Here is a 19,259-nt window from a genome sequence, read left to right as displayed (position 1 = left end):
ATAACATATGCGAAAGGACGGGTGTCAAGAATACAACAGACGCATTAGCGGACTAAATTCATATATCAATTTAGCAATAGAATAAAATAAAACAAACAAAATAACAGTCATTACCAAAATAAAACAGATATATTTAAGTGTAAGTCGAAAGGCTGCATCTGATTCTTTATTGCACGCAACAACTTTAGTTTGCATTACTAAATCACCAAGCCTTTTTCCAGAGTTACAAAAAAACAAGATTATTTCTATAGGCCACAAAATATAGAACATATTTCGTAATATCAATCTTATATTGGAAGGAACTGAGTCACTCTTCTCTGAAAGAATACACAATCCTGTCCTTTGTTTTCCAATACTTCTTCCACCATTCACGTCTTTACAAAACAGAAAGCTATAGATTAGAGCTAAAGCAAAACTCATCCAAAGCATACTATTATTAAACCAAACACTTATTAGAAAAACAGAAAAACTCATTATAAATAAAACAATAATATCTATAACGAAAGCTTCAATCCTTTTATTCATTATATTCATAACAACTGACTTTTTATATAATACACATATTTGACATTATCAATCTCTCCACCATTTTCTTATTTTGAGCACTATTCTACATAATATCAAACCGGCGATCCCAGAGAAAAAACATCCAATACCATTTTCCCAATCTCCAATAAACATTAACGCAAATGCGTAAATAATAAGAAAAATTCCAATGACAATAAAAAGAGGTACAAATCTGTTAAACATGTTAATGATTTATTTTAATTACTTGTCTAATAATAAATTACCTAATGCATCCCATAATTGGTTCAGATCGATACTAAATTCAATCCCAATTATACCCTTTGCTTTTACACTCAAATCTACAGTTTTTGTTGCTGATGTTTTTTGTGTTTTACCTACCTTACGATAATTCTGATCAATAGGAGTAGTTTCTGTATTGGTGTGTTCAAAAAGTCCCAAAGAAATACTTTGTTGTTCTTCCAACACTTGATCGCCAGACTCCTCTTTTATCTTTTTCTGCACTGAAACACCTACTAAACCAACTCCAAGTTCTACTCCTTGCTTTGTTTCCGCTTTATCAAAATTACCACATGGATGGAAAAAAACACCATCTTTGAAACCCACAACATCTTGTGAAATAAGGTTCATATCACCTCCAACCTTCTTGCCGCTCAACTCCACCTCACCAGCTACCTGAAGTCCTACACTTGCTACAGCACTAATAGCCTTAGCTGTTTCTTTTCCAAATCGTATCCAATGACTCAACTTCTTCGGATCTCGACCATCTGAATCTATATATTTCAACGGATTATTCAAACAATAAGTATACGGACTCCATCTATAAAACTTTTCACTTAACGGATCCACCACGTGCCATCTACCCAACGTAGCATCATAATGTCTCGCCCCATAATCATACCAATTCAAACCACCTTTCCTATCCAGTTCCTTTCCGTTATACTTATAAGGCTGAACAGAATCGGAAGATGAAGCCATCAACCCACCGAAAGGATAATAATCGTTTCTTTCCTCTACCGTTCCATCTTCGTCTACAACCACACGGTTGTTTCCTTGATGGTCTTGAAGATAGAAATGATATTTATTATCATACAAAGAAACATAGCCCGCTTCAGTCAACAACAATTTAGGAACACCATTTTCATAGACCACATTGCCACAATAGTCTGTCACCGTGGTAGTGTCTCCTATCACGTGCGTAGTGCGAAGCTTCGTGCCTTTCGCATCATAGAGATAAGAGACAGAGTTTCCGTTCTCAAACTCTACCCGACACGGCAAATTTAAAAAATTATATTGAATATCAATGATTTTCTTGTTTAAATCCTTAATTAAATTACCGTTGGCGTCGTAAACATACTCCACCAGCGAGCACTGTTTGCCTTAAAAATAAAAAACTACTCTAATATATCAGCCAAAAGCTTTATATTAGAGTAGTCATTTATATTCAAAAAAACAGATCTAAGGAGAATAATTATTCAAAACCAGGATAATAGAAGTTGTATTTGCCTGTCTTTATTCGATGAACTACACTATATGCCATTCCAATCTCCGCTTCTCGATTCTTACCTCGCTCTCCTATATCTTTAAAGTCATCGTCTCCGATATGCCACACATACCATTTATGAGAGACCTCAAGAAAAGGATTGCCTTCTTTGTGATCTGATTCATCTATGTCTCTAAAAATAATATATTTAATATCTCCTACTTCCGAAATACTCCCGACCTTTTCCATAGGGAAAGTTTCACTCCCGACTTTGTTACACAATGGGCGTAAAACTCAACTTCTCCATTGACTATTTCAACCATAGGGTTGTTCTTCGATTCCATATACCTTCTTGAACGCTCTGATTACATCACTATTCAACTATGTTAAATCAAAAGCTATCAATTGAAAGTGCTTCTTCTCGTTTTCTGAAAACTTCACAGAAAACACATCACCAATTTTTGTGCGTACTCTTTTCATTTTATACCATATTGTTCCCAATATCTGAGAGATATTAAATTTATTTTATTATACAACGGACCGCCATTCTTTTCTAATCAAACTTAGAGAAGAATCAAAAAAAAGCCCTGATATAGGATAAGGGTTAGCTATAGCCTACATCAGGACATAAATACGAAAATCACGTGTAAAGCAAAATTAAAACAGAATCATTTCTTTTAAAATTTGCGCTGTATTTTCCGTATCACAACACTCTTTTAATCTTTTATTTACATCTTCAATAAAAGAGATTGAAACTTTCTTGTTTTTTATAAGAAACAAATCTTGCATGAATCCATCAATCAAAGACCAATGTTTATAATCCATGAATTCTTTCTCTGTCAATGTTGCTACATGAGCTAACGCATCCTCATTACCATGATATTTCTTGTAAATTTCAAGATGTTCTTTCGTAATCATAATTTTATGGTATTACATGACAAATAATATCAACTCCTTTTTTCTGCAAAATTGGATACTCTATCTTTCCCAAAACACTGTAGTCCGGAGTCTCATAATACTTGCCTATCTCTGCTTCCACGGAGACTCCTTGTGTGAATGTAAATCCACAGTCCTCACACGAATACAGTTCAAACTGTTCGCCTGAAGCATAAAAATCCGTGCAAGTCATGATGCGTTTCAAGTGCGTACTGCCACACACCGGACAAGCATTTATACTGAGTTTCTCCATTAACTATCTAAGCAAAATTTAGTGCTGCCTCGAATGACAAGACAACACTATACCCGAATTTGGTGCAAAGAAAAAAATAAAAAAGTGATGGATTGGGGTTTTGTTAAGGACTTTTAATAGAAAATTGTCTCTGATACAAGATAAGAGTAGTTTTGACAGCTTATATCGGAACAAAATATCTTGTTGAAAAAAAATTATATAGAATTCGTCCCACTAATGCCACCTGTATATCTTGTATCCGCTTGACCTTTCTGCTATTATGTACGTTGTTCGGCACTTTGTTCCCTTGGTATCATAATAGAGAAAATATAAAATACCCTGATACAAATGGACTATTTTCTCAGTCAACTTATATCAGGGTAAGACAAAATCGTTTATTAGAGAATCCACTACCATTTTTCTAATAGTTGCGAATTTTAGAAAAATATCAAAATTACTTTTAAATATGGAATTCCTCTCCTATTTTCATTAATTTAGTTGCGATAGGATATAAATATTTAGTATTTGTATTTTCAATCCCCATATCTTCATTTTCAATTTTTTTTAATAGTAAAATTATTGATTCAATAGAAGGCGAGTACATGAGAATATGAATTATAGAACCAATATATCCGTCATACTCATCACCTAAATTGAGATTTGCACCTATGCCTAAAGGATCCCAATCTTTAATTAAAATAGTGCGAATCTCTGTTATTACTTCATTTTTTATCATATTTAAAATCTATTTTAATACATTCAATATACTATTATCAAACATCGAAGCTGGGTATGTCGAAACAATTCTTCCTGCATTATTCATAACGACAACAGCCTCCCTTGTTAAGAACAAAAAATTTCCTCTACTTTGTTGTAAAACCACAACGGGATTCTTAACTGTATTTGAAATCGTAGATGGATTTACCCCTCTTGTAATTGCTTGATTCAATCCATGTTTAGAAAAGCTTGTTAAACCTATTCCTGGATTTTCGACAATTGTGCCTAATTTACCAAAATTTTGTCCTACACGCATTCCACTTTCAACTGCAGCTTTTGCAAGCATCTTTTTTCCTATGTATCCGACAGTTTTTCCAAGTATACCTCCAATTAAAGCACCTGCGCCATATTCAACCATCGTCTCTCCTATCGGACGAGCAATATCATCTACAGCGCGACTATTCAATCCATTAAATAATTCCGATTTCGATTCTTCTGACAAAGGACTATTTTTACCTAAAAGCTGATTTTGCAATTTTCCACTTGAAGCTATCAATTCAAAAGCATTAGTAGCTTTATTGGCTTTGATTCCCGCATTCTGATAAAAATTCAGATAAGAATCTTCTCCAATCCGAAATGACATAGAAGAACCAAGCCGAGTATATCCATCAATATCTTTATGTCCTTCACGCCAAATGTACTCATCCTCATTATTGGTACTCTGATACCAATCACAACCATTAGGGTCCATAATATTAATAGGATTATTCGCACAGTAAACATACGGTGACCAATCATAATATTTCTCTGCCATCGGATCCATTGCATGCCAACGTCCCAGTACTGCATCATACTGCCTCGCCCCATAATCATACCAATCCAGTCCGCCTTTTCGGTCAAGTTCCTTGCCGTTATACTTATAAGGCTGAACAGAATCGGAAGATGAAGCCATCAACCCACCGAAAGGATAATAATCGTTTCTTTCCTCTACCGTTCCATCTTCGTCTACAACCACACGGTTGTTTCCTTGATGGTCTTGGATAAAGTAATGATACTTATTATTATTCAGCGAAACATAACCATATCCGGTCAGCAATTTCTCCGGAACTCCATTTTCATAGACCACATTGCCGCAATAATCTGTAATAGTAGTATCACTTCCGGTTATGTGCGTTGTACGAAGTTTCACTCCGTTGGCATCATAAAGATATGAAATGCTATTACCATCTTCAAACTGTATCCGACATGGCAAATTTAGAATATTATATTGAATATCGGTTATCTTTTTATTTAAATCTTTTATTAAATTTCCATTAGCATCATATTCGTATTCAGTTTCCTTATTTGCACTGTCTTTGAAATCAAAACCGTTTCCATAGACGGAATTAACCGCATTATCCGTTACACTCTTCAATTGGTTACCATCATAAACCAAGGAAAGATTGTCAATCAGCCCGTATTTATCAAGAGAAGTCTGCCCCGAACGTTTCAACCCTAAAATATTCCCCATCTTGTCATATTCCATAATATGCTCATTGAATCGGTCAGAATTTATAGTAAGATTATTCCCTTCACCATACAAAGCATCTGTCATACGATTCAGACCGTCATACATGAACTTATAACCACAAAGCCGGGAGTCACTCCCTGTCGACCATGTCATACTGCTGATATTACCGTTATAACAAGGCGTACCGGTTCCGTCCGTATAATACAACGTCTGTGAAAAATGAGGATTGCGGATAGCCGTAAGCCAGTTGCGAATATTATAATCATTCTCTGTTGCCAAAGAATCCGTACCATGCACACGAAGTAGACTTTTCACACGTCCCAATGCATCATAACTGTATATAAAACGTGTTGTGTCGTTCTTTGAGATATGCGCTTCCTCAATAAGGCGGCCTGCCAGATCATAAGCGTAATCTTTCTTCAATTCAACACCACCACAATTCTCTGCACTCCGAACGGGCTGCCCACTGAAGTTAAACGAATATCGGGACACTGTTATCTCACCATTCAGCGTCGTACGACGTTCCTGTACCAAATTGCGGTTATAATCGTAATAATAACAACTATACAATTCCCGGTCATCTCCCAGCATACACGTCATATTTCCGGTCAACAGCCCCTTGCAATGTGATGGAGCTCCGTCCTTATCTGCATAACGCGTGCCGTAATCTTCATCAGCCGTGTAATCCAACGCAGAAACGAAGCCTGACAGGTTATTCCGATAATCATATGTATCATAATAATTAGCTTGTAACACTTTCAGGCTATCCAAGTGAACTGTTTCCGGTGCATGAATAACATATCCATGTATGGCAGAAGGGTCCGTCGGCTCAAAAGTAACATATACGTTCAATAAAGCACATTCCTGCACATTCGGCATCCCATAATAAATCCCCGCCAGAACGGAACGTCCTGATAAATCGGAAAGAACGAAGCTCCATTCGCCGCATTTTCTTTGCCGGCCATCTTGAGAAAACACAAGCCGATCACCCGCATCGTAAATCATTTCCACCCAGTCGCACCCCGGTAGTTTCTTTCCGATACAACGGTTACGATAGTCATAACGATATTGATATGCGTATTGTTTCAAAACATCCTGAATCGTCTCATCGGCTTGAAACAAAGACGGTAAATACTGCGATGCCATCGGTGGGAGTACAAAACACAAGTTATCATAGTCATCATACACATAATATGTATCCAACGTATCCGTTTCGGCTATACTTCGTTCCAAAATAATGTGTCCCTGCTCATCCGTAAAGCTACAGTTGTAACATCCGTCCTCATCTAAAGTTTCTTTTATAGAAAGGTTATTGGCAGGATAAAACCGGGCAAATGAAAGTACCGGCGCTTCACGAGTTCCCGAAACATAGAAATTAAAACAACAGTCCGTATCTGTATTAATCCGATAACCATTTTTCACCGAACGTCCATCCGTATGCCACGATTTGCCGGCACCATAATATTCTTTTACCCTATTGAGTGGAGAACCGTCGTAGACCTGATAGGCGAACGCGCGACTATCTTCATAGAAAATCCCGGATTCGTGTTCTAAATTTATGTCGGGAACGAACGTCAACAGGTCATCCTTGCCCACATAAGGTAAAGGAAGCCACTGTTTCCAGGCCCGACCCAGTATGTCATATTCCTGACGGCTTACCAGATTTCTCCCCTCTGTAGAGGAACGAAAGGAAAGATGCTGGACGGGACGTCCCAAACCATCATAATACTGCATTTCCCGGTGACTGCTACCGATAGTCGAGAACATGGAAACCGTATCGCCGGCAACAGCAGGAATCAAAGTATGAACAGAATTATATCGAAAGGAGTAATCCGTTTCATCAGGAATAAAAGGACACTGGCTGATAGCAACAGTAGTACGCAGCATACCGTTAGGAATAGAACCGTTCACATATTTACTACCAGCGACTATGATATAATATATGCCTCGAGGTACACGCTCCGCACGAAGATAGCCAAGAACACGACTGGTGCCGGGAGGAGCGTTCAACGAATCAAAATCGGGAACCTCGCCACCCATAAACGAAGCCACGTCATATACGGAATCACAACTATAGCCATCATGTGGTTCCGCAAAAGGATCAATGGGAGACACTAGAAACACGGTAGAACAATTCACTTCCGGTGACTCCCAATTATGAATCACAATATCAGACATATACTCAAGCTCCAAACGATAATAAACGGCATTGCCGTACGTATAGCAGATTTCTCCATCCCAAGGGAAACCATATGGACAATACTCATACGAGTAGCTGTCGCGTACATCCGTAAATGCATTCCCGCCATTTGAAAAATGGACCGGGATAGCATCCATAAAAGATCGTCCTGTCTTCTCTTCTTCCACAGCATACGTTGTCATGCAGCTAAGAAAAGTCAACAACAAATAAATAAAAAAGCATTTATAGTTTTTCATATTTTAATCATGTGTTTATTTTGAAACATTAGTTTACTCATTCACAATATGGTAATCGGTGTGTTGCAGAATCTCCTTACATCCAGTCTCACCGATGCGATAGATTTCCTTCAGACGTTCCTTCCCGTCATAGGTATAAAAGGTACTTTGTCCGTTTGGAGCGGTGGAACGGACGATTCTCGAACCTGCATAAGCATATGTATATACGTTTGCTTGAGGAAGAAGCAAACGGAGGCCATCCAGTTGCGAAGAGTCCTCCGAATACTTGGAGTACTCATCAAGCGTACATCCCAACGCCGTTTCCACTTCTTCACAGGTAGCATTCTCGATACAACCCAATAAATACCGCCCTGTATGCCCCCATATATACACTGTGTGCCTGCCATCATTTTTAGTTTCGGAAAGCAGATTGCCATAGCTGTCATACGCTGTATAGCTATTCTTCGAGATAAGTTGTCCGAAAGTATCATACGAATATCGTTCCGAAGGAGTACGGAAATAATAATCTGAGATCACGCTGATACAGATTTCGTAAGTCATAGAATCCCTGCGCAGCACTGTTTCTCCGTTCTTTGTACACAACGAATGAATTTCACTAACCGGCAACAACTGGAAACCATACAGATTATCAAATCTACGACGAGCATACCGGGTCAACAACGAATCGCCATTGTTTTTAATCATCTTTTTCTCGGATAGTAAACCATCCCTATCATATTTGTAAAGCTCTACATTCATCAAATAAGATTGCGAATGGGAAGGAGAATAGTCAGTCGTTATCTTTCTATCCAGTAGATACTCAAAAAGAGGTTCCTTGAGCAGATGGCTATAAAGCCCCGTACGCATTCCAAAGTGAGAAAACGGCATATACGTACGTAACGCATATTTATCCTCATTATGAAAGCTATAATAATATTGACACTCTTTTACCAATACATCATGCTCGTCATAATAGAATTCACGTTCAACCTTACCATATTGACGGGAAACATCCAAACTAGGATGGGCCAAAAGATTACGGTTATAAATTTGAAGAGTATATGTAGGGAAATACTCTTCCGGATTTACGAACCGGGGACTTCCCGGGTAAGAAGGATAAGAATAATCTCTCATATAATAACCGAAGTCACGCCTGATGTGTTCGGCAAAAAAAGTGACTTTTCGTGAATACGATTTTTGCAGGGTTTGAGCAAAAGGGGATACAAAATGTTCTGTCACCTTCGGATAGCGGATATGCACTGAAGGATAGGGCATGTCCGTAATACCCTCACTGTCTACGCAGATGCCATCAACAACAAATTCATAAGGAGCTGTAGTAAGTGTACGTGTATATTTGTAATAGGGCATGTAGGTCAATTCTCCTTGTTGGGTATCCGAACCGTAAGTGAAAATGCTTTTCTTCACCGGTGTATCCGCACTGGTATAATGCGTTATGGCCCGGACACGGGCACCGCCTGCAAAACGGACGCCTCCCATAGGCATCACCCCACCGGGATAATATGAACTTCCAGCATCAGGACGGGGGGTATGCGAATAACGGTTAGCCTCATATTCGTAAAAAGTAAATCCACCGGTCGGGTAATACACATGGCTTAGAAGCGTATAGTCAGGGCATTCCCCTGTAGCGTCACGGTCATCACTGGCAATCAGGTAATCCTGATAATTAGAACTGTAGCCGGCATCTACCATTTCAAGAGCAGGAACAATACCCGTATTTTCTTTTGTTCCTCGCCAGAATCCCCAATGATCAATGTTAGAGGTCATAGGAGTAGGTATACGCGATACGCCCGATTTATTATATTTAAAAGAATAAATGCCATTATCCGTATTCACCCGCTCAAGAAACATTCTTCCACCCGCCTGGTAAGTGTAATCAAAGGATACCGTTTTGTGTACATCATGATCATAGACTTCTATCTCATCCAGTTTTGCTCCACAAGTAGATGGAAAACTCCCTTTATGCTGGTCGTCATAATAAGGACTGCCAGAACGAGGCGAATAATGAAAATACAGTTGCATCCGTCCGGTAGTAACGCAATCCACCAAAGCTGTTTTTGTCAATGTATACAACTCTCTCGTTGCCTTAAAAACCCCGCTCTTATGTATATCTGTCGGCAACATAGAGTATTCCTGAAAAACGGAACGCCCGGAGAAAGCATACTGCATACGTATATTTTCATCTACCTCACTGCCTTGTGCGGTAAGAGCACGCAAGTCGGATGATTCTGCATGATATTCAGGATTTGTATCCCGGTATTTTATAACCAAAGTACGACCGTTCGGTGCAGTAATCCTCGTCAGATGAAAAGCGGTAATCACATGAGGCAGGCTGAAAGCTTCAGCAGGTTGCGCAGAGAAATGATCTTCCCAACTGATATTATATTCGAGTGATCCATATCCCTCTCCGCCAAAGGTGTACACATACCCGTCGTCCGTCTTTATATGTATCCGGGTATCCAATTTATTTTCTTTCACGCGAATCATCTGCATATCGCGCAAGTCTACCTCATATTTGCCACCATCGTTGCCGCAAGCACTGACAGTTCCGTCGTAATTAATTACAAACTTGCCACTATGTTTACCAAAAGAAAAGTAAAAGACATCTGCCGAAGATTCGATGTTAGTATCTTTACCATCCAAGACCAATGTCGGTTCATTAGAATATATATCTCGGGGACGGGTATATTGATAAGGGTTATCCAGAAAAGTTTTTTCCATCTGGTCAAGATCAAAATAGCGCTTCCCTAAAACATTAAGAAAACCATCAATCCGCTTTTCTTTACCAACAGGTTCCGGAAAATGCAGCATGTCGTCAGGGATGCCGTTCACCTTTCTATAAACCACTCCTCCGATACCAAGCATCCAGTTTCGCCCCACATAATTGTCTGTATCCCTTGGGCGGAATCCCGAAGAATCATAAAAGATAGAGACTGGAAAGTCAAAGTCCGGATCATTCCATTCGGTAAGCGGAATGTTCAAATCAACGCATCCAGTATTTAATTGCATTGAAGTGCGATCATACCTAATCATCTCAGCCACTTGCGGAGAATACACAGTCTGTTCTTTAGGTAAAACGGAAGGTTCTGCGCTTGCAATCGACTCTTGCGCACAAAGTGCAAAAGATTGAATAGTCAAAAGCCCACCTATCAAAATAGAATATATATAAAAAACTCGTTTCATAATTAATTGAATATGTATATTATAGATTATCAACGTGTTGTGAATAAAAAAACTATAGAACGCAGATTAATAAAGAATATGTATCCACACAAATCTGTTATAACCTGCGTTCTTATAAAAACTTACAGATTCATCGCATTAGCGCCCAAAACGCCAGCCAAAGCCGAAGCCACTGCGATAACCATTTTCAGGATCATATCCCATACGGATTTCTTCATTGCCATAATTTACCTCCTTTCTGTTCTTTAATGTGTTGTGTTACTCTGTGTTCTTCCGTGTCCTCCGCCTGTGCCGTGGATTCTCCGGAATCCTTGAATTCCTTCGCCACATCGAAGCACGGGCACTGTTTAATCCACTCTTCCGGTTCTATCTCACCGTTTCCGTTCAAGTCCGGCGAGAGGTCGCGGTGTCCGCACACCCGGCAACCGGGGAATCTCTCTTGCAATTGCCCGACGAGCAGCCGGAGCGTGGAGCGCTGTGCCGGAGTCCGGGTATCTGCCGGGCGTCCCCGGCAGTCCAGACCGCCTTCATAGCAGATACCTATCGAGTGAGCGTTGAAGCCTTTCACGTGGGCTCCAATGCGTTCGAGGGGACGGGTGAGGTGCAATGTTCCATCCTTCCGGATGTAATAGTGATAGCCTGTTCCGTTGAACCCGCGACGCCGGTGCATCAAGTCCAAAGCTTCCGGTGAGAGTGTAGAATCCCCCCGCGTGGCGCTGCAATGCACCACGATTAAGTTGATAATTCGCATGTTAGTGGATGATTTCTAATTTAGTTAAAGTCAAATGTTCAGTTATAAGCCAAATGTTCAGTTAAGCCTACGAAGTCTGTCGTTTACATTCTGTGTATACCATACTGCCGTGACATCATTTATGCAGCCGGATCGGGCGTTTCTCCGTCCCCTTCATTACCGTCTCCACCGGGCTTGTCGCTTCCACCGGAGTTGCCGCCTTCCGCGCTACCCGCATCGGAAACAAGTTTATCATAGCGGACACACTTCGCACCGGTCACCATCGAACGGGTAGCCGTAGTGCGGTCGAGGTTCCTGGTAGTCGCCGGTTGGAAGCGGACGGTAAGCGTAGCCTGTGCAGCCGACACTTCGCCGGAGGTTTCCACACCTCTGCCACGAGCCACCATCACCATACGGAAGGTACCAAGACCGTCGACGCTTACGCTTTCCGAAGATTGCAAGTGCTGCGTCATCACCGTCACCAGGTTGTCGAGCGTGTTTTTCACGTCACCAGGAGAGAGGGAAGAGTAGGCGGCTATTTCTTTCGAAAGTTGTGCGGAATCCACGTTTCCCGAACGTACTACCCGGGGATAGAAGAGTTTTTTACCGCTTTTTTGGTCTTCCAGAGTTGACTGGAAGGGTTTGTATAATACTGGCATAATTGTAATAGTTTTTTAGTTATTAATAATTCTAGTTCGTCTGTGTCTTTAAGCTTATCGACAATGCAAATATAGGGCCTTATTTCTGTCTGTGCAAGAGATTTTAAAAATGTGCGTTAATAAATTCGTTAATATGAATATTTATTATATACTCCTTATTTACAACATATTATAAAAACATAACGGCATCATAGCCCTTATTCATTCAGTTATTCAGGATACTCAACAGATAATGACCGGGCAGTTTGATCTTTCCGGCACTTGCCCGGATGACGCTGAAACCTTTCCAAACCTTGCCTCCGATTTCACCGTAATTACTTTTCAGCACGATTGCATACTGTTCGGAGGGAGGGATACGATAAAGGCGAAGGTTGTCCAACAGTCCGGAAAGGTTGCGCGGATGCCCGTCGGCAGGAGCTTGCATCCGGTCAATATCCGATTGTGTCAGCCCACGTTTCTTCTTCGCCGGTTGTCTGTTAGAAAAATCTCCTCCATTTTCTTCCTCATCCCCTCCTTTGGGCAAAGGAGGGTTAGGGAGGATGTTTTCTTTCCTTTCTTTTTCTTTTCTTTTTAGGAGGGTGCTTTTTGTTGCAGTATCCGGGGATTCTGTTACAGTATCGGGGGGTTGCGTTACAATATCCGGGGTTTCTGCAACAGCATCCGGGAGGGTCGGGTGTACGTTTTCCTCATCCGGCAGCAGACAGTAGTCCGGAGAAATATGACGGCAGCTGCGGCGTTTAGTGATAAAAAGGAACTGCCGCTGGATGTCGGCGGAAGTCAGGATGCCGTAACGTTCGTAGAGAGAGGAATCGAAGAAACCGTACTCCACAAACAGACGAAGCACCTGGCGGACACTATCGTTGTCCGTGCTGAAGAGCTGGTCGGAGAGTTCGTCATAGAAGTCATCGTCGACATGGATATAATAACCCTCGCCAGAATATAGATAAGACAGGGTATAGAGCAGGATTGTGAAGGCGGAATCGCCTTCACGCTTCATCACACGGCGCACGACACGGTCGTGCATAAAATCGGTATTCAAAGGGAAATAGTCAAGCCCTTGTTTTATTCGTCCCATACTATTGATTGTTTTTATAAATCAGTCGGCCAATTCTGATTGTAATTCTGATTTTGATTCTGAGCCCGATTCAAAGACTGAGCCGGACCGGGATTCAGCACCTGATTCACATTCAAATGCCGATTCGCGGACTTTCCGCCTTTTCCGTTCGATGCTGGCAGCTACGGTTTCAAGGGCATGCAGAATAAGTTCCCGCCGCAACGTGGGATCTTCCGTAGAGGTAATTACCGGATAATTGCTTTCCCTGTCGCATGCCAAGGAGCGTTTTTCGTTCTTCCGGTGGTTCCGGCTGACAGTTTTACGACATTCCTTACAGTAGTTGCCGGGAAGCCCGGTTTTCTTATTGATATAAAAGGCACTTGCCGGAAGAGAGCGTTTGCAACATCCGCAAACGAACAGTGTTTGTACTTCTGAGTTTTTCATTTTGTTATCCAATTATAAATTATAAATAGTAGTTTTTATCAGTCAAGCCTGTAATCATCCGAATACGGAGTACTCGTATACAATATGTTATCCTTTTGTTATCCTATTGCCAGGTATTAACATCTGACGTTTCAGGTATTAATGGTTAGAGAATTGGCTGTTAATACTTGAGAGAAGAACTATTAATAGCTGATAGAAAAGCTGTTTACAGCTATCAGCAAGCTTTCCGCAGGTGGCGGATGAGAAATTTTCATGGTTTCGGTGTTTTTCTTGAAGTTTTGCATGGCATATCCGTTTTTAATTTATATTTTTGAAACGTTTTCTATGAATCAATGGGACAAAGATAGAATATTTTTTCATAAAGAAAACTATGATTTTCGTTTTTAATCTTAACTATTTTATAAGTCATTGATTATAAACACGTAGTAAACATAACGTTTTTTTGTCAGCCATTTTATAGCTGACATTTATAAATCCGGGATTAGTCTTTTAAATAAAAAACAGAATGGATACAAATTTAGATGTCACAGGCATCATCAAGCGTGCCAAACAGGCGTTAAACCTGAGAAGAGACAGCGAACTGGCTGAATACTTGGGAGTTTCGAGAGCGACAGTCACCAACTGGAGCGCACGGAACAGCATTGATTTCAAGCTGTTGCTTGACAAGTTCGGCGACAAGGTGGATTACAACTGGCTGCTGTTGGGAAAAGGAAGTCCCGTGCACCAGCCAAGATTCTGCGAAAGCGAACTGGCAAGGGGAGAAGTGGAGATTATACACAATCCTAAAGCAGTGGAACCGGTAGACGACCGGAGCGTGACGTTATACGACATCACCGCAGCGGCAAACCTGAAAACATTGTTCACCAACAAGCAGCAGTACGCACTGGGGAAGATATTGATTCCGAATATTTCCGTCTGCGACGGGGCGGTGTATGTAAACGGGGACAGCATGTATCCCATACTGAAATCGGGGGACATCATCGGATACAAGGAAATCAGCAGTTTCGAAAACGTCATCTACGGGGAAATATACCTGGTGTCGTTCATGATTGACGGAGACGAGTATCTGGCGGTGAAATACGTCAACCGTTCGGAGAAGGAAGGGTGCATCAAGCTGGTGAGTTACAATACGCATCACGAGCCGATGGATATCCCGTTCGCGTCCATCAATGCGATGGCAATCGTGAAATTCTCGATTCGCAGGCACATGATGATGTAAGGCTCACCACAGATTCACACAGAGGATGCAGATTCACACAGACTTTTCGTTTATTCCTGCCTTTATTTCGATATAATTTCGTCCGCATGGCTTCCCGAAGGAGGAGAATCGAAATAATACAAGCTTATATCGAACTGACGTTATTTAATCCCTGCTCAATTTCGCAGTGCCAGAAACAAGAATAAAAATCTGTGTGAATCTGTGGTAAAGTCTCTTAGTGAAGTTCTGCGACGGAATTTACACCTCTTCCCCTTTCAGCGTAGCCGAACTGGCCTCGGTAATACGTACATTGACAAAGTCACCGACACGGTGCGTGCCTCTGTCGAACACTACGACACGGTTCTGCTCCGTACGCCCGAACAGTTGCTCGCGCGAACGCTTGGAGACGCCTTCTACAAGCACTTCGTACGTCTTGCCGATACAACGCTGGTTGGATTCGGCAGACAGACGGTTCTGCAGGGCGATAATTTCATTCAAGCGACGGACTTTCACGTCTTCCGGCACGTTGTCTTCGAGATGTTTCGAAGCATAGGTTCCCGGACGCTCGGAATATTTGAACATAAAGGCGGCATCGTACCCGCATTCTTCCATCAGGGAGAGGGAAAGGGCGTGGTCTTCTTCCGTTTCAGAATGAAAACCGGAGAAGATGTCCGTTGTCAGTCCGCAGTCGGGGATAATGCGTTTGATGGCTGCTACCCGTTCCAAGTACCATTCGCGGGTATATTTGCGGTTCATCAGTTTGAGGATGCGGGAACTGCCGCTCTGCACAGGCAGGTGGATATGCTTGCATACGTTGGGCACTTGCGCGATTACTTCCAGCGTTTCGTCGCTCATATCCTTCGGGTGAGAGGTGGTGAAACGGATGCGCACGCCCGGAGCAGCTTCGGCAACGGTGCGGAGCAGCATCGGGAAAGTGACCACTTCGCCTGTCGGCTTCTCGAAACGGTAGGAGTTGACGTTCTGTCCCAGCAGGGTGACTTCCTTATAACCTTTCGCCACGAGGTCTGCCACTTCGTTAAGGATGCTTTCCACGTCACGGCTGCGCTCTCGTCCACGGGTGTAGGGGACGATGCAATAGGTGCAGAAGTTGTTGCAGCCACGCATGATGGATACGAATCCGGAGATGTGATTGCCGCAGATACGTGAGGGAATCACGTCCCGATAGGTTTCGGTGGTGGAAAGTTCCACGTTGATTGCCTTCTCGCCGGCTTCTACGGCGGAAATCAGGTCGGGCAGGGTGAGATAGGCATCCGGGCCTACCACGAGGTCGACATGATGATTCGTAATCAAATCATCCTTCACCCGTTCGGCCATACATCCCAGTACGCCCACAATCAGGTGTTTCTTCTTTTTCTTCAGCGAGTGGAAAAACTCCAGGCGGTTCAGAATCTTCTGCTCCGCATTGTCGCGGATGGAACAGGTGTTCATAAACACGGCATCGGCTTCCTCAAGCGTTTCGGCCACGGAGTACCCCGCCATTTGCATCACTGAGGCAATCACCTCGCTGTCGGCCACGTTCATCTGGCAGCCGTAAGTTTCGATAAACAACTTTTTGTTGTCTTCGGTCGTTTCAGTTGCGGATTTAAAGTCCGCTCCCGCTAATTCGTTCATATTCAAATCTAAATTTTAAAATTCGACCACAAAGATACGGCTTCGCTTTCAATAAGTGGCGAATTGGTAGAAAAATAACGCAAAAACTTATGGTTTAGGATGCTAACTTGTAATTTATGTTAAGAGAATAAACATTTTCCGGTGATACACTTGGCAAATTTAAATTTATTTTTCACATTTGTGCAATGAAAGAAACATTAGATTTTTTCATAGTTAAGGTTTAGGTTAAAAAAATTAAGGGGAGCTGTGAAGCTGCCCTTTTTTCATAATAAAAAGTTAGCCCGAACCGGAATTTATGCGTATCTTTGGCAGATAACTAATTAGCAATGAAACACAATGGAAGATTTTTTGAAATTTCTCGCGATAGCAGCGATCATTCTTATGGGAATAATCCAAGAGGTGCATAAGAATAGTAAATCGAAAAAAGCTACCAATAAACGCCCCGTTCCCCCAACGCCATCGCCCGACGAAATAGCTCCGGACAGTGTTCCCATGCCCGAAACATGGGGTATGCCCAAGTCGCTGGACGAATTGCTCAGACCTATGCCCATAGAGCCGGATACTCCGAAAAGGTCTTCACAACAAGCTTTCAAGCAGGCACCAAAGCAAAAGCAAAAGCAGAAAAAGAAAAAGAAAAAGAAAAAAGAAGAAGTATCCGTTGCCGCATCCATAGCGAACAGCACCGCACAGGATGCACTGAACACCAGGCAAGGCGCTCATTACGACGTTCCTCACGAATCATCAGACAAGAAAGAAGACTTCACCATCCATTCGGCTGAAGAAGCCCGCCGGGCTATTATATGGGGAGAGATACTTCAACGGAAATACTGACCGGAATTACAAAGGCATGTTTCAAGCACGGGAAAGTAGCGTAACCCGTACATGGAGCCTTTACAATAAAGCGAATAATTAACCATAAAATATCAACTGTATTTTAACACGAAATTATACTATTTATGTCACTCAACCTTATTTCGGCAGCAGAAGCTGCAAGCCTTATCAAACATGGCTACAACATCGGCCTGAGCGGATTTACCCCCGCAGGAACGGCCAAGGCTGTTACAGCTGAACTCGCAAAGATTGCAGAAGCGGAACATGCCAAAGGAAATCCATTTCAAGTAGGTATTTTTACAGGTGCGTCTACCGGAGAATCATGCGACGGCGTGTTGTCGCGTGCAAAAGCTATCCGCTACCGTGCCCCTTATACCACGAACTCTGATTTCCGCAAAGCCGTGAACAACGGAGAGATTGCCTACAACGACATACACCTCTCACAAATGGCACAGGAAGTGCGCTACGGATTCATGGGCAAAATGAACGTGGCCATCATCGAAGCCTGCGAAGTGACTCCGGACGGAAAGATTTACCTGACTGCCGCCGGCGGTATCTCCCCGACTATCTGCCGTCTTGCCGACCAGATTATCGTAGAGTTGAACAGCGCGCACAGCAAATCCTGCATGGGACTGCATGACGTGTACGAACCGCTCGACCCGCCTTACCGCCGCGAGATACCTATCTACACACCGAGCGACCGCATCGGACTGCCTTATATCCAGGTAGACCCGAAGAAAATCGTAGGCGTGGTGGAAACCAACTGGCCGGACGAAGCGCGTTCTTTCGCAGACGCCGACCCGCTGACCGACAAAATCGGACAGAACGTTGCCGACTTCCTCGCTGCGGACATGAAGCGCGGCATCATCCCGCCTTCTTTCCTTCCGTTGCAGTCGGGCGTAGGAAACATCGCCAACGCCGTGCTCGGCGCACTGGGACGCGACAAGACGATTCCTCCATTCGAAATGTACACGGAAGTGATTCAGAACTCCGTGATTGGCCTGATTCGCGAAGGACGCATCAAATTCGGAAGTGCCTGCTCGCTGACTGTTACCAACGACTGTCTGGAAGGTATTTACAATGATATGGATTTCTTCCGCGACAAGCTGGTGCTCCGCCCGTCGGAAATCTCCAACAGCCCGGAAATCGTACGCCGACTCGGTGTTATCTCTATCAATACAGCTATCGAAGTTGACTTGTACGGCAACGTGAACTCAACCCATATCGGCGGTACGAAGATGATGAACGGTATCGGTGGCTCGGGAGACTTCACACGCAATGCGTACATCTCTATCTTCACTTGTCCGTCGGTGGCTAAGGAAGGCAAAATCAGCGCTATCGTGCCGATGGTATCCCACCACGACCACACGGAGCACGATGTCAACATTGTCATCACCGAACAAGGTGTTGCCGACCTTCGCGGCAAGAGCCCGAAAGAACGCGCACAAGCCATCATCGAAAACTGTGCACATCCTGACTACAAACAGCTGCTTTGGGATTACCTCAAAATGGCCGGTGGCAAGGCGCAGACCCCGCACGCTATCCAGGCTGCACTCGGCATGCACGCAGAGCTGGCTAAGAGCGGTGATATGAAGAATACGGACTGGACTGAATACGCCAAGTAAGAAAATGTTGCAAATATAAAACGTCAAATAGGTTCGGCTTATAATCAATATGATATAACCGAACCTA

General features: G+C 42.6%; 15 protein-coding genes and 2 pseudogenes. 3 read left to right on the top strand and 14 right to left on the bottom strand.

The features are described from left to right. Window positions 1–24: 24 nt before the first annotated feature. The 13 genes and pseudogenes from CLIN57ABFB40_RS13410 to CLIN57ABFB40_RS13350 form a co-directional block, all read right to left on the bottom strand. Complete coding sequence (locus CLIN57ABFB40_RS13410; RefSeq protein WP_175630567.1) at window positions 25–534, bottom strand: RDD family protein; 510 nt, start codon at window positions 532–534, stop codon at window positions 25–27. Between the two features lie 747 nt (window positions 535–1,281). After that, window positions 1,282–1,884, bottom strand: a pseudogene (locus tag CLIN57ABFB40_RS20320) (RHS repeat domain-containing protein); the annotation flags it as partial. Window positions 1,885–1,996: 112 nt separating this feature from the next. Next, window positions 1,997–2,257, bottom strand: a complete 261-nt coding sequence (locus CLIN57ABFB40_RS13400) for a hypothetical protein (RefSeq protein WP_217703302.1) — start codon at window positions 2,255–2,257, stop codon at window positions 1,997–1,999. A 408-nt stretch (window positions 2,258–2,665) separates the two neighbouring features. Beyond that, window positions 2,666–2,926 (bottom strand): hypothetical protein, encoded by a 261-nt coding sequence (locus CLIN57ABFB40_RS13395; RefSeq protein WP_175630566.1) that lies wholly within the window; start codon window positions 2,924–2,926, stop codon window positions 2,666–2,668. 79 nt (window positions 2,927–3,005) lie between these two features. Beyond that, window positions 3,006–3,197, bottom strand: a pseudogene (locus tag CLIN57ABFB40_RS13390) (methyltransferase); the annotation flags it as partial. 439 nt (window positions 3,198–3,636) lie between these two features. Further along, window positions 3,637–3,912 (bottom strand): hypothetical protein, encoded by a 276-nt coding sequence (locus CLIN57ABFB40_RS13385; RefSeq protein WP_175630565.1) that lies wholly within the window; start codon window positions 3,910–3,912, stop codon window positions 3,637–3,639. A 9-nt stretch (window positions 3,913–3,921) separates the two neighbouring features. Next, window positions 3,922–7,839 carry an RHS repeat-associated core domain-containing protein gene (locus tag CLIN57ABFB40_RS13380; protein WP_175630564.1) on the bottom strand — a complete coding sequence of 1,306 codons (3,918 nt, stop codon included), beginning with the start codon at window positions 7,837–7,839 and terminating at the stop codon, window positions 3,922–3,924. Between the two features lie 33 nt (window positions 7,840–7,872). Then, complete coding sequence (locus CLIN57ABFB40_RS13375; RefSeq protein ID WP_175630563.1) at window positions 7,873–11,019, bottom strand: hypothetical protein; 3,147 nt, start codon at window positions 11,017–11,019, stop codon at window positions 7,873–7,875. Window positions 11,020–11,141: 122 nt separating this feature from the next. Then, window positions 11,142–11,243, bottom strand: a complete 102-nt coding sequence (locus CLIN57ABFB40_RS13370; RefSeq protein WP_410489606.1) for a smalltalk protein — start codon at window positions 11,241–11,243, stop codon at window positions 11,142–11,144. Next, a complete protein-coding gene (locus CLIN57ABFB40_RS13365) occupies window positions 11,234–11,770 on the bottom strand; it encodes an N-acetylmuramoyl-L-alanine amidase (RefSeq protein ID WP_175630562.1) in 537 nt (178 codons plus the stop codon). The genes CLIN57ABFB40_RS13370 and CLIN57ABFB40_RS13365 overlap by 10 nt, the downstream gene beginning before the upstream one ends. A 119-nt stretch (window positions 11,771–11,889) precedes the next feature. Beyond that, window positions 11,890–12,408, bottom strand: coding sequence for an HU family DNA-binding protein (locus CLIN57ABFB40_RS13360; protein ID WP_175630561.1), 519 nt, complete (start codon window positions 12,406–12,408; stop codon window positions 11,890–11,892). Window positions 12,409–12,613: 205 nt separating this feature from the next. Next, window positions 12,614–13,483 (bottom strand): DUF4373 domain-containing protein, encoded by an 870-nt coding sequence (locus CLIN57ABFB40_RS13355; RefSeq protein WP_175630560.1) that lies wholly within the window; start codon window positions 13,481–13,483, stop codon window positions 12,614–12,616. Between the two features lie 21 nt (window positions 13,484–13,504). Next, entirely contained in the window at window positions 13,505–13,906 is a 402-nt protein-coding gene (locus tag CLIN57ABFB40_RS13350; RefSeq protein WP_175630559.1) for a hypothetical protein, read from the bottom strand. A gap of 505 nt (window positions 13,907–14,411) precedes the next feature. On the opposite strand from CLIN57ABFB40_RS13350, the gene CLIN57ABFB40_RS13345 reads away from it, so the two are divergent. After that, window positions 14,412–15,125 (top strand): S24 family peptidase, encoded by a 714-nt coding sequence (locus CLIN57ABFB40_RS13345; protein WP_175630558.1) that lies wholly within the window; start codon window positions 14,412–14,414, stop codon window positions 15,123–15,125. 237 nt (window positions 15,126–15,362) lie between these two features. Here the strand turns inward: CLIN57ABFB40_RS13345 and miaB are convergent, their stop codons facing one another. Next, window positions 15,363–16,736 carry a tRNA (N6-isopentenyl adenosine(37)-C2)-methylthiotransferase MiaB gene (gene miaB / locus CLIN57ABFB40_RS13340; protein ID WP_175630557.1) on the bottom strand — a complete coding sequence of 458 codons (1,374 nt, stop codon included), beginning with the start codon at window positions 16,734–16,736 and terminating at the stop codon, window positions 15,363–15,365. Between the two features lie 336 nt (window positions 16,737–17,072). Between miaB and CLIN57ABFB40_RS13335 the strand changes: the two genes are divergently transcribed. Together CLIN57ABFB40_RS13335 and CLIN57ABFB40_RS13330 are read left to right on the top strand one after the other, a co-directional pair. Next, complete coding sequence (locus CLIN57ABFB40_RS13335; protein ID WP_175630556.1) at window positions 17,073–17,567, top strand: ferrichrome ABC transporter substrate-binding protein; 495 nt, start codon at window positions 17,073–17,075, stop codon at window positions 17,565–17,567. Window positions 17,568–17,692: 125 nt separating this feature from the next. Beyond that, the gene (locus CLIN57ABFB40_RS13330) at window positions 17,693–19,192 is read left to right on the top strand and encodes an acetyl-CoA hydrolase/transferase family protein (RefSeq protein ID WP_175630555.1); all 1,500 of its coding nucleotides are present in this window, start codon (window positions 17,693–17,695) and stop codon (window positions 19,190–19,192) included. Window positions 19,193–19,259: the final 67 nt, after the last annotated feature.

This window comes from Bacteroides acidifaciens, from assembly GCF_903181435.1.
Classification (GTDB): Bacteria; Bacteroidota; Bacteroidia; order Bacteroidales; family Bacteroidaceae; genus Bacteroides.
Note: the sequence above shows the minus strand (reverse complement) of the source record. Positions and strands in the feature narration are given on the sequence as shown.

What these genes read in the sequence shown, in the direction of transcription:
- CLIN57ABFB40_RS13410 (WP_175630567.1), bottom strand. Translation starts at nt 534, where the DNA reads ATGAATATAATGAATAAAAGGATTGAAGCTTTCGTTATAGATATTATT.
- CLIN57ABFB40_RS13400 (WP_217703302.1), bottom strand. Translation starts at nt 2,257, where the DNA reads ATGGAAAAGGTCGGGAGTATTTCGGAAGTAGGAGATATTAAATATATT.
- CLIN57ABFB40_RS13395 (WP_175630566.1), bottom strand. Translation starts at nt 2,926, where the DNA reads ATGATTACGAAAGAACATCTTGAAATTTACAAGAAATATCATGGTAAT.
- CLIN57ABFB40_RS13385 (WP_175630565.1), bottom strand. Translation starts at nt 3,912, where the DNA reads ATGATAAAAAATGAAGTAATAACAGAGATTCGCACTATTTTAATTAAA.
- CLIN57ABFB40_RS13380 (WP_175630564.1), bottom strand. Translation starts at nt 7,839, where the DNA reads ATGAAAAACTATAAATGCTTTTTTATTTATTTGTTGTTGACTTTTCTT.
- CLIN57ABFB40_RS13375 (WP_175630563.1), bottom strand. Translation starts at nt 11,019, where the DNA reads ATGAAACGAGTTTTTTATATATATTCTATTTTGATAGGTGGGCTTTTG.
- CLIN57ABFB40_RS13370 (WP_410489606.1), bottom strand. Translation starts at nt 11,243, where the DNA reads ATGGCAATGAAGAAATCCGTATGGGATATGATCCTGAAAATGGTTATC.
- CLIN57ABFB40_RS13365 (WP_175630562.1), bottom strand. Translation starts at nt 11,770, where the DNA reads ATGCGAATTATCAACTTAATCGTGGTGCATTGCAGCGCCACGCGGGGG.
- CLIN57ABFB40_RS13360 (WP_175630561.1), bottom strand. Translation starts at nt 12,408, where the DNA reads ATGCCAGTATTATACAAACCCTTCCAGTCAACTCTGGAAGACCAAAAA.
- CLIN57ABFB40_RS13355 (WP_175630560.1), bottom strand. Translation starts at nt 13,483, where the DNA reads ATGGGACGAATAAAACAAGGGCTTGACTATTTCCCTTTGAATACCGAT.
- CLIN57ABFB40_RS13350 (WP_175630559.1), bottom strand. Translation starts at nt 13,906, where the DNA reads ATGAAAAACTCAGAAGTACAAACACTGTTCGTTTGCGGATGTTGCAAA.
- CLIN57ABFB40_RS13345 (WP_175630558.1), top strand. Translation starts at nt 14,412, where the DNA reads ATGGATACAAATTTAGATGTCACAGGCATCATCAAGCGTGCCAAACAG.
- miaB (WP_175630557.1), bottom strand. Translation starts at nt 16,736, where the DNA reads ATGAACGAATTAGCGGGAGCGGACTTTAAATCCGCAACTGAAACGACC.
- CLIN57ABFB40_RS13335 (WP_175630556.1), top strand. Translation starts at nt 17,073, where the DNA reads ATGGAAGATTTTTTGAAATTTCTCGCGATAGCAGCGATCATTCTTATG.
- CLIN57ABFB40_RS13330 (WP_175630555.1), top strand. Translation starts at nt 17,693, where the DNA reads ATGTCACTCAACCTTATTTCGGCAGCAGAAGCTGCAAGCCTTATCAAA.